Raw genomic sequence first — 10476 nt, 5'->3', positions numbered from 1 at the left:
CCGCGAACATTGAAACATTTCACGCGCTGCTTCGCGCAATAAATTGCACACCCACCCAAACGCAATCCCCTGTAAGAGCGATATTTATATCGAGAATAATTAGCGACTTACACGCTGTTTCGCGGAATAAATTCCGCTCCTCAGGTCCCACAACAGGGTTTAAACCAACGCCAGTGCGTGATTATCCCAAGCCCAAGGGGTTAACTGCCGCTGTGCTTGAAACTCAATGATGCCCGTTCCTGTGGTGAGCATGACTCCTTGGTGAGGAATAACGGCTAAGCCACAGACGTCATTTAAGTTGTCGATGCCGAGCAACTGACCTGTGTCCTTGTGCCAGCGGCCAACACCGTTACCGCGAGGTGAAGTGGTAATGATCTGCTCATCTAAGATCGCAACCGAGCCTAAATAATCGTTAAATCGTAACCAATCTTCTTCCGCTGCCATCACCGCAATCCCTTGGCTGATTTCACCTGCCATTGCTGGGGTTAAACGATGACGGTATAACAAAGGCAAGATATCCGTGTCGCCTTGGTATTGGCAGGCCATGGCCACAGTGCCATCGGTTGCTACCGCAAGATGGCGAATGCTGAGTAAGTGATCCCCTAAGGTGACGGTATGCACTAATTTACCCGTGTGACGATTAAGATAGACTAGGCGAGGTGCCATGCTGGCTAAATTCAGCATTTCTCGTCCCTGAGTGGCAATGCCGCCCACGGCCACAATTAAGTGCTGCTGATCTGGGTGCATGATAATTTCATGGGGGCCAATGCCAAAGTCGCTAAACAGGGCGATTTGCTTTAAACCGGCATCCACTTGGTAAACTCCAATCACGCCTTGACTGCTAGCCGTATCGCCTTCGCTTACATAAAGTAAGCCATCGGCACTAAAACAGCCGTGGCCGTAACAATGGCGCTCTCTGGGCAAAGCATGCTGCCAAAGCTGCTTGCCTCTTTGTGGATCAAACGCCGTGATGTAGCGACCGGGGCGGCGTGAAAACACCAGCCCTAGATCTTGGTTTGGATTAACCGCAAGGCCATGACCGCGCTCAGGTAGGGTGAACTGATATTGAGTTTGGCCGTTCATATCGGCGCATACCAAGTAATCTTGTTGCTGCTGTTGCGCGCACGATAATAGCCGGGGTGACTCTTGTTCCTTGGCCCAAGCCAGCGGGCTAAGCACAGGATGGGCTAGGCTGGTGGAGATCCCTAAATACGCCGCGGTGCGCAAAAATTGGCGGCGAGAAAATGGCTTAGTTGGCATTATCAATCACCGTCGGTGGCGTTAAAGCCAATCACAAATTTAAGTTGTACCGGCATCACTTCCTGAATCAAGTAAGTAAGACGCTCAATGTCGATACGCATGCGATACAACTTGGCCAAGCCTTGATCGGATTTGAGTAAACTCACTAAGCTGGCTTGCTCCGGCCAGCCGACTAACAAATCGTTAAAGGTTTGATCTATCTCGGTTGCAAGCTGAGTGGCACCTTGCTGTTGTAAACGGGTGTTAATGCCACTTAAAAACAGCTGATGTAGGCTCATATAGCTTTGTCTCAACAGGGTCATCGAGCTCGCCGAGCGCCAAGATTCGGCTTGATAGGGTTTGGTGTGCTCGCCCTTGCCAAGGGGCAAGTAAAATTTCTTATTGGCAAAGCTAAGCTGATGAGAAAGCTCGCTGATCCAAGCGATGTCCGCTGGCGACAAAGGGTGCTTGGTGCTGTTAGCGGCTTGCTTGTGATAGCTTAAATTAGCCTGTTGCCACGCATGTTGTAAGCGCTTGGCATTGCTGGCGATATGGCTGGCAATGGCTTGGCTTAGCGGACAATTTTCCACACTTAAACCTTGTTCAAACAACAATAATTCCAGCGCCCCTAAACCTTGCGCCGCAACACTGGCTTGCGCTATATCGGCTTCGCTAAATTGGCTTTGGCTGGCTTGTAATGCCTTGATTTTGCGACCCGTGAGATTTTTCTTATCGGGCCAAAACTGCATCGACCAAGCGATATCTAAGTCATGTACTGGGCCTATGGTTTCGCCTTGAAACGGCACCCAATCGCCAATGGTTAGCTGCCAAGCTAGCTTGATTTGCTCTGCTTGATCAGTTGGGGTTTGACTTACACAGGCTTGGTTTAATAACTGAGTGAGTTGCTGGCTGTGCTTAACCAGTTGCGCCGCTTGCAGCTGTTTTAATTGAGTGGCTTGCTCGGCCAATGGCGACGCTGTTGCCGCTTTGGCTGGACTTATCACCGTCATAAACAGCAGTAACGCCGTGGCACAGCTAAAGCCGCTTAATGAAGAAAGGTTCATAATATCAATCCATTGCATGGCGAGGTGGGATACCACCTCGCGCTATGTTTAATCGTTAGAGAGATTCAAGAAACTTAACCAAGGCATCACGTTGGCCTTGATCAAATTCTAATACCGCTTGTTTAGCGGCTTCGGCTTCACCGCCATGCCACAGGATGGCTTCCATAATATTGCGTGCCCGACCATCGTGGAGTAAAAAAGTATGACCGTTTACTTCTTGGGTGTAGCCTAATCCCCATAGCGGCGGAGTGCGCCACTCTTGGCCGTTGGCTAAAAATTCGGGGCGATTGTCGGCAAGTCCCGGGCCCATATCGTGTAATAACAGATCCGAGTAAGGGAAGATAAGCTGTTCGGATAAAGCAGGTTGCTCAGGACGCTTGGCGGTTTTAAAGCTAGGCACGTGGCAGCTGTGGCAGTTAGCTTGGTTAAATAGCTGCTCGCCTTGTTGCACTCGCTTATCATCAAGGTTGCGTCTGGCGGGCACCGCTAAATGTTGAGTGTAGAATTCAACAAAATTGAGGATATTGTCGCTCACTTCAAGCTCACCGCCGTTGGGGGCTTTTAAGCACTCGGCTTGCTTGTCGGTACAATCATCTTGCAGGCTAACCGATGAGGTTAATCCCATGTCACCGGCAAACGCGCCGGCGTTTTGTTGCATTAACGTAGGCTGACCGGCTTTCCAGCCAAAGCGACCTATGACGGTTTGCTGGCTTGCAGCGTGCCAAACGCGGTTGGCTCGGCCTGAAATACCATCTTGATTGCTGTCGTCTGGGTCGGCATTGGCCAGTAGGCTTTGCTCGCTAATGCTTTCCAATAAGCCTAAACCTATCATCACTGGTGCCACCCGCGCCGACATCATCACATCGGAGTGCATCGGGCCATAGTTAAGTTGGTTTATGCTTAGCTCAGGCTTGCGTAGCATCACTTGGGTGCCATCTTTAAAGGTCACGGCCACTTCTTGATAGTCGATATTGATTTGGCCTTCGGGTTTAACGCCCGGGATCGCCATATCTTGCAACTGGCCGCCATAGGTCGGCTCGGGGATCACACCTTGCTGGATCAGCGCTTGTTTATGCTCTGCGGTCGTAGCAGGAATACTTAATCGAACCAACATAGACACGGCATTTTGATCGCCCGGCTCCTTGGGCTTACCGCGACCGTCTTTAATATGACAACCTTGGCAGGCATTGGTGTTAAATAGGGGGCCTAAACCATCACGGGCATCGGTGGTGGCGGGGGCAATCACCCAAGGATTACGAAAGAAACTATTACCAACGCTAAAGTCCATCCGCTTCATCATGTCTAAGTTACTGGCTGGCATCGAAAAAGCGTTGGGGCCGGTTTTGCTGGTGGTGGTTTCGCCGCCGGGCAGGGCGGGGTTGGCCAAGCTAACTTGGCTTACCAATAATAAAAGTGTGGTTTTTAAGGTGGTACTCAATTGCATCTTGTTCATAAAATATACTTAAATTGTTGATTTTTATTGTTGTTATCGGTTTTTCCATAAACGGAAAAAGGGCGGATAGGCCGCCCTTAGGATTTCATGCAACTATCAGTGCTTAAAACTCATGATCTGCGGTGTCGGGATTGAGGTTGAAAATCCCCAATACCTTAGAGGCTTTTTCAATTTCACTGGTTTGTACAACCAGCGCCTTGATCGAATCGTTGACCAAAGCGTGGCCTTGGCTGTTGTTGGCCGCAATTAATTGGTCAAACGCTTGCCCCTGCTCGGCAGCAGACACCAAGGTGTAAACTTGGGTTGAAGCCGCGGTGATCGCAGCTGAGGTAGCTTGCGCAACGGCTTTATCTTTACTCGCCACTAACTCATTTAAGCTAGGGCCGATTAGTTTAGTGCCATCAACACGGGTATATTGGCCAAACCAGACATTATTGATGCCTTGTTGGTTGTAATAATGTGAGTTGTGGGTGTTGTCAGAGAAACAATCGTGCTCGTCTTCGGGCGAGTTGGCTTCCAGCGCCACCTTCATGCGCTCACCGGCTAATTCACCTAGGGATAATGAGCCCATGCCAAATAGCATGATGCGCAGTCCTTCATCCGCAGGCTTAGCCGTCAGTGCTTGACGATAGTTGTCGCTATTCGCGCTCCATTGCTGAGTCATCCACGCCAAATCGGAATTAAGCAGGGTGGCTGCGGCTTTTAGGTATGCGGCGCGGCGATCACAATGGCCATTAGTACAGCCTTCACCTTGCACAAAATCCGTAAAGGGACGGGCACCGGCACCTGCATTGGTGCCATTTAAGTCTTGCCCCCACAGCAAAAATTCAATGGCATGGTAGCCGGTGGCCACGTTTGCTTCTGAGCCGCCCAATTCATTAATGCTGGCCAATAGCTCAGGGGTAATGGTAGTGATATCGATTTGTTCGTTACCCACTTGGATGCGGGCACTTGAGATAATATTGGCGGTCGCGCCTGGATTGCCTAACTCGTGCTGGTAATTTTTGGTATCGACATAATCAATCAGGCCTTCATCAAGTGGCCAAGCGTTTAATTGGCCTTCCCAGTCGTCGACTATGCTGTTACCAAAGCGAAACACTTCACTTTGTTGATAAGGTACACGTGCAGCCAACCAAGCCTCTTTGGCTGCTTGCAGGGTTTGCTCAGATGGTTTGGCAATCAATGCATCGATGGCTTTGTCTAAATCCGCTGCGGTGCTAGCTGCGTCGGTATAAACCGCATGAACTAATTCGGCGTAGTGATTAACCACTTGTTTTGAATCTATCGCCCAAGCATTTGCGCAGCTAAAAGACGCACCAATCATCAATGCCGTTAGTGTTTTTTTCATCTCAGTCCCTTTGTTTTGAAGTGAAGGCTTAGGTTTATTGTTACAAACTAATGAAAACAATAACGCCTCTCATTTGGTTTTAATGGATTGTAAACGTAATTGAGAATGATTGTCGATAGTGTTTTGGTGTTTTTTGTGGGAGTATCTTGAGCTAAGGGGTAAGTAGGGGCGGTTTTTAAACCGCGAACACTCAAACATTTCACGCGCTATTTCGCGGAATAAATTCTGCTTCCAGAAATTATGTTCACCCTTTCATCTGAGGGATAAATGAATGCTCCCACAGGAGCATCAGTCATTAATCGATTGCAAAATGGTAGGGCTGCTGTTGAAACTGGGTAAAGTCGATGTTTTGCCAATCTTTGCTTTCTAAAATCGGGAATAAACGGGATTGAGGGTGTAGCAGATGAAACATAGGCTGGTTTATCTGGCTGGGGATGGTTTTTCCGGTCATGTGCTCTTTTATCAGCACCATGGCCCAACCGCCAGCCATGAAATGACCGCCGCCCAAGCTGCTGATGCTGCCTTCGCGTCTGGCGGCAAGTACCGTTTCTGAAGTATTGACCGCACTAAAAAAGATGTCTTTACCGGGGGTAAGTCCAGCTTCGCGCGCGGCGCGCATTGCACCAAATGCCATTAAGTCATTGGCAGCCCATATGTAGCGCAGCTTAGAGTGGCGCTGCAGTAATTGCTGGGTTTTTTCATAGGCTAGCTGCTCATTCCAGTTGGCATAAACGATTTGTAATAGCTTCGCCTTGTTTTGCAAGGCAATACTTTGTCGTGCTCCCCATTCGCGTTGTTGTGATGCGGGTGTGTTTTTATTGCCGGAAAGAAGCAGGATCTGGCTGTCTTGTTGTCGCGGTGCTTTGTCGTTGGTTAATAACTCGGAAGCAGTTTGAAACCCAATACTGTGATTATCGGGGACTAAACTAGCCAATAGATGAGGTCCGTTGGCTGAATTGAATAGCACTTGCTTGGTTTCATTGTTGAGGTCGTTCAGTATCAAGATAATCCGCACTGGATAATTATTCAGCATATTGATCATGCGTTTAGCGGCATTATCTTCATTAACCAAAACAAGGTAATCGGGAACTTGGTGCTGTTGGATTAACTCTTGTACCTTTTTTATCATCAAGTAGGGATTTCGCTCGGTATGATAGATGGTTAAATCTATCTCAAGCTGGCGAGCGGCTTCTTGCATAAATAGGTCGACATCCTGCCAAAAACTTTCGTCAGCATGGCCGGGATTAATAAATAGTACCTTAGGTTGCTGGTCGGGAACCGTTGTCGCACTGGCTGGAAATGCACTTAGGCAAGCCCAGCATACTAGCCAAAGCAGCATTATTTTCACACTTGTTACATTGCATTTAATGCTGTTAGACCATTTGTTTAGGGTATCCCTTACCATCGTTTGCTCATCCAAAGTCGGGGGTGGTGTGATTTTCTGTGTGCAATTTTTGTGTAGGGCCGTAAAATAAGCGGCCCCGACAGAGTTACAGGTAATTATGAACGCTTTTTCGCTCGCTGCGCAAAAAAATTGGCCCCAAGATAGCCTAGCTGTGCTTACCGAGGTGTTCGGTTACAGCAGCTTTCGCCAAGGCCAGCAAGCCGTGATAGAGCACGTTGCCCAAGGCGGCGACAGCTTAGTGATTATGCCCACGGGGGGCGGAAAAAGCCTGTGTTATCAAATTCCTGCACTGCTGCGCGAAGGGGTCACCTTTGTCGTATCGCCTTTGATTTCGTTAATGAAAGACCAAGTGGATGCGCTCAACGCATGCGGCGTGCCTGCGGCATATCTCAACTCTAGCCTAGCTCGCAGCGAACAATTGCAAGTGCTTAGCGCCATTCGTCACGGCGAGATCAAGCTGGTATATGTTGCCCCCGAGCGCTTGATGCAAAGCGATTTTCAAGAAAAGCTCCACGAGATCCCGCTGGCTTTATTTGCGGTGGATGAAGCCCATTGTATTTCCCAATGGGGTCATGATTTTCGTCCTGAATATGCCATGTTGGGACAATTAAAAACGTTGTTTCCCCATGTGCCCATGATGGCGCTGACGGCGACGGCTGACCATGCCACCCAGCAAGATATTTTGCACCGTTTAAACCTGCAACAGCCTTATACCAATATCAGTAGCTTTGATCGCCCCAATATTCGCTACAACTTAGTAGAAAAATTTAAACCCCTAAGCCAGCTACTGACTTATATAAAAGCCCAAAATGGCCAAGGCGGCATCATTTACTGCGGCAGCCGTAAGCGCACCGAAGAAGTGGCTGAAAAGTTAATTCAGCAAGGCTATAAAGCCGACTATTATCATGCCGGACGCACTCAAGAAGAGCGCCAGCAGGTTCAAGATGCCTTTATCAAGGATGAACTAGACATAGTCGCTGCTACCGTGGCCTTTGGTATGGGAATAAATAAACCGAACGTGCGTTTTGTGGTGCATTACGATATTCCCAAAAACATCGAGTCTTACTACCAAGAAACCGGCCGTGCTGGGCGTGACGGTTTACCCGCCGAAGCCATGATGCTTTACGACCCGGCCGACATCGCGCGGGTACGAGGACTACTGGAAAAGAACAACAACCCAGACCAGCTTAGGGTTGAAATGCATAAATTGAATGCCATGGCAGCGTTTGCCGAAGCACAAACCTGTCGTCGCCAAGTGCTACTCAATTACTTTGGTGAACATCAAAGTGAACCTTGCGGCAACTGCGATATTTGTCTTGATCCCCCTAAATCATTTGATGCCACCGAAGATGCGCAGAAGTCTATCTCGTGTGTGTATCGCGTAGGGCAAAGCTTTGGTATGAACTATGTGGTTGAGGTATTGCGCGGCTCGCAAAACCAAAGGGTAAAAGAACATGGCCACGATAAGCTATCCACCTTTGGCTTAGGTAAAACTAAATCGAGCGAGTATTGGTTAAGTATTTTGCGCCAATTGGTGCACTGTGGCTTTCTGCAGCAAAACATCACCCGAGGCTCGGTATTACAACTGACCGAGGCGGCAAGACCGCTGCTAAAGGGCGATATAAAATTGACGCTGGCGGTGCCGCGCATCCAACCTCTAAGCAGTAAAACCAGTAAGCCCAGTGGCAGCAGCAAGTTAGCGTTTTTAGACTATGACAAGGCACTATTTGCTCGCTTGCGCAAGCTGCGCAAAGAGCTAGCCGATGCCGCCGATGTGCCGCCTTATGTGGTGTTTAACGATGTGACCCTAGCAGAGATGGCTGAGCTAAAACCGCGCACCGAACGCGAATTTTTGGATATCAGCGGGGTGGGCTATACCAAGCTCGAAAAATACGGCAGTGCTTTTTTGACTGCCATTGCCGAATATGAAGATGATTACTAAGGCTTAACCATGACACAAACTGTCTTTCCCGGCCAATGGTCACTGCATTTACAAGGTGATGAATTACAACTTTGCTTTACGGCTGAATTCGACCTGCACTACGATAACTTCCCGCAATTTGCTGAACAATTACTGCAAACCTACCACTTAAAATCGATCCAACAAGACGCCGCTGCTGACGCTTATTGCTGGGTGGTGAGCGGTGGCCAAGATCAGCACGATCATGCACATTTGCTATTCAATTATCAGGAAATGAGCCAAAGTTGCTGGTTTTGCGTTACCCGAGAAGATGACGAAGCCGCCTTACTTGGCTTGGCCAATCGTTTGATTAGCCCATCAGCCTAGATTGTTGCAGCGTTTGTTGGAGCGGTTTTTAAACCGCGAAAGCGGCTTAAGTTCGATCCATTGGACTTAAGGTATTGGCAAAGCGCGAGCCCATCACATGAGTATAAATTTCAGTGGTTTTCACATCCTCGTGTCCCAGTAAATCTTGTACCGTCCGTATATCTGTACCATTAAGCAATAACTGGGTAGCAAACGAATGGCGAAAGGTGTGCGCCGTGACGCGCTTGCTTAATTGGCTGGCGACCACCGCTCGGCGCAGGGCTTTACGAAATGCGGTTTCGTGCAGATGATGGCGGCAAATATAACCATCGTATGGGTGTTCTGAGCAATGACTTGAAGGAAAAATATATTGCCAAGCAAAATCCGTTGCAGCATTGATATTGATAAGCAAGGAATGCTTGAAAAGTGTACAATTCCATATTAATTAATAAGAACATAACAAACAAAGTCACTGCGACCAAATACTCTCCACTTCGTTTTTGTGCGGGAAAATACTCGCACAAAAACAAAGCTCCGGTATTTGGCGCGTGCTTTGGGCGTTATAAGTAATCTCAGAATTAAAGCTAGGAATATAGAATGAAATGCTCGGTATATATTGCAACAAGCGCTGATGGCTACATTGCGACTCCCGACGGAGGCGTGGACTGGCTCCATAGTGCAGGGAACTCGGAAGCAGATATGGGTGATCACGCAGACATGGGTTTTGTCTCATTTATGGCATCCGTGGATTGCATGGTCATGGGGCGTAAGTGTATGGAAATGATTTCCAATATGAATTTGCCTCCTGAACAATGGCCTTATGGCGATACTCATATCGTTGTTTTGAGTAATACTATAAAAACACCGCCCGAGAACCTTAAAGGCAAAGTAGAGATGTTCTCAGGTGAAATTACTGATTTGGTAAGGGAATTGGAAAGCAAAGGGTTTGAGCATGCTTATATTGACGGTGGCTCTACAATCACATCATTTCTCAATTGTCGTCTCATCAATGAAATGACAATAACTAGGGTTCCTCTGCTGCTAGGAGACGGTATCCCTCTTTTTGGTAAACTCAACAGCCAAATAAAGCTTGTGGACTCTGAAGCAACCGCCTTTGCAAATGACTTCGTTCAAGTTAGGTACGGGGTAAATTACTTATAACAAATAAGAATAGGTGTCGCGCAGCCGACACCCTATATTCGGTTGTTGGACAAGCCCGGAGCCTCGATAAGCTCGATTTCTTTCTTTATTAAGTAAATTACGCGATGTTGCGTTGGCCACGCTTAGCCTGAGTGCTTTTTTCAAGGCGAGCGGGGTGGATGCAAGGGGCGATCATGTTATTGATGCCAGCCTCATCAGTTTGTTACGTCTTGCCTGAGAGTTGTTTTTTTGCCTGCTATTTCCTCTTGTTGTCGCCCTTGGCGTGGTGAATGCCATTATCCTTATTGCGTCCTTGCAGGATTACCTCAGTCGGCTGATGCCGGTGCATTTCATGGTATGTTGGCAGCAGGGGCATGTGCGCTCGGGTTTAGCCAGTGGCGCTAATCCCAGTAGTAATTGCAGCAGCGGCAGTAACAAGCACTGAATTTGCTGCAAGATGGCCTTGGCGTTGCCACGTAAATACCCGTAATCGCGCGCCCGTTGTAATCCTTTGGGCAGCACGTGTTGCAGTATCAACATCAGAAACTTAAGGGTTGGTAA

10 protein-coding genes are annotated in these 10476 nt (G+C 48.3%); 3 read left to right on the top strand and 7 right to left on the bottom strand.

Features of this window, described 5'->3' with window-relative positions; all coding sequences use genetic code 11:
- Positions 1 to 159: 159 nt before the first annotated feature.
- The 5 genes from ACK8OT_RS18930 to ACK8OT_RS18910 form a co-directional block, all read right to left on the bottom strand.
- On the bottom strand, positions 160 to 1260 hold the full coding sequence (locus ACK8OT_RS18930; RefSeq protein ID WP_410198068.1) for a DUF1513 domain-containing protein: 1101 nt from the start codon (positions 1258 to 1260) through the stop codon (positions 160 to 162).
- Positions 1261 to 1262: 2 nt separating this feature from the next.
- The gene (locus tag ACK8OT_RS18925) at positions 1263 to 2303 is read right to left on the bottom strand and encodes an imelysin family protein (protein WP_410198067.1); all 1041 of its coding nucleotides are present in this window, start codon (positions 2301 to 2303) and stop codon (positions 1263 to 1265) included.
- A gap of 55 nt (positions 2304 to 2358) precedes the next feature.
- Positions 2359 to 3756, bottom strand: coding sequence for a di-heme oxidoreductase family protein (locus ACK8OT_RS18920; protein WP_410198066.1), 1398 nt, complete (start codon positions 3754 to 3756; stop codon positions 2359 to 2361).
- A 103-nt stretch (positions 3757 to 3859) separates the two neighbouring features.
- Positions 3860 to 5104: an imelysin family protein gene (locus ACK8OT_RS18915; RefSeq protein ID WP_410198065.1), complete on the bottom strand. Its 1245-nt coding sequence runs from the start codon at positions 5102 to 5104 to the stop codon at positions 3860 to 3862.
- Between the two features lie 295 nt (positions 5105 to 5399).
- Entirely contained in the window at positions 5400 to 6443 is a 1044-nt protein-coding gene (locus ACK8OT_RS18910) for an ABC transporter substrate-binding protein (RefSeq protein ID WP_410198069.1), read from the bottom strand.
- Positions 6444 to 6606: 163 nt separating this feature from the next.
- Between ACK8OT_RS18910 and recQ the strand changes: the two genes are divergently transcribed.
- A complete protein-coding gene (gene recQ / locus ACK8OT_RS18905; RefSeq protein ID WP_410198064.1) occupies positions 6607 to 8451 on the top strand; it encodes a DNA helicase RecQ in 1845 nt (614 codons plus the stop codon).
- A gap of 9 nt (positions 8452 to 8460) precedes the next feature.
- Entirely contained in the window at positions 8461 to 8796 is a 336-nt protein-coding gene (locus ACK8OT_RS18900; RefSeq protein ID WP_410198063.1) for a DUF3630 family protein, read from the top strand.
- Between the two features lie 46 nt (positions 8797 to 8842).
- Here the strand turns inward: ACK8OT_RS18900 and ACK8OT_RS18895 are convergent, their stop codons facing one another.
- Positions 8843 to 9187 carry a tyrosine-type recombinase/integrase gene (locus ACK8OT_RS18895; protein ID WP_410198062.1) on the bottom strand — a complete coding sequence of 115 codons (345 nt, stop codon included), beginning with the start codon at positions 9185 to 9187 and terminating at the stop codon, positions 8843 to 8845.
- A gap of 185 nt (positions 9188 to 9372) precedes the next feature.
- Here ACK8OT_RS18895 and ACK8OT_RS18890 point away from each other — a divergent pair, with 185 nt between their 5' ends.
- Positions 9373 to 9936, top strand: coding sequence for a dihydrofolate reductase family protein (locus ACK8OT_RS18890; RefSeq protein WP_410198061.1), 564 nt, complete (start codon positions 9373 to 9375; stop codon positions 9934 to 9936).
- Positions 9937 to 10236: 300 nt separating this feature from the next.
- On the opposite strand, the gene ACK8OT_RS18885 is transcribed toward ACK8OT_RS18890, so the two are convergent.
- Positions 10237 to 10476: transposase (locus ACK8OT_RS18885; protein ID WP_410198060.1), on the bottom strand; the 240-nt coding region annotated here is incomplete at its 5' end.

It is taken from the genome of Motilimonas thetidivivens, from assembly GCF_046452435.1.
Lineage (GTDB): Bacteria > Pseudomonadota > Gammaproteobacteria > Enterobacterales > CBDFNC01 > Motilimonas.
The sequence above is the reverse complement of the archived record's forward strand: the minus strand, read 5'-3'. Positions and strand labels throughout refer to the sequence as shown.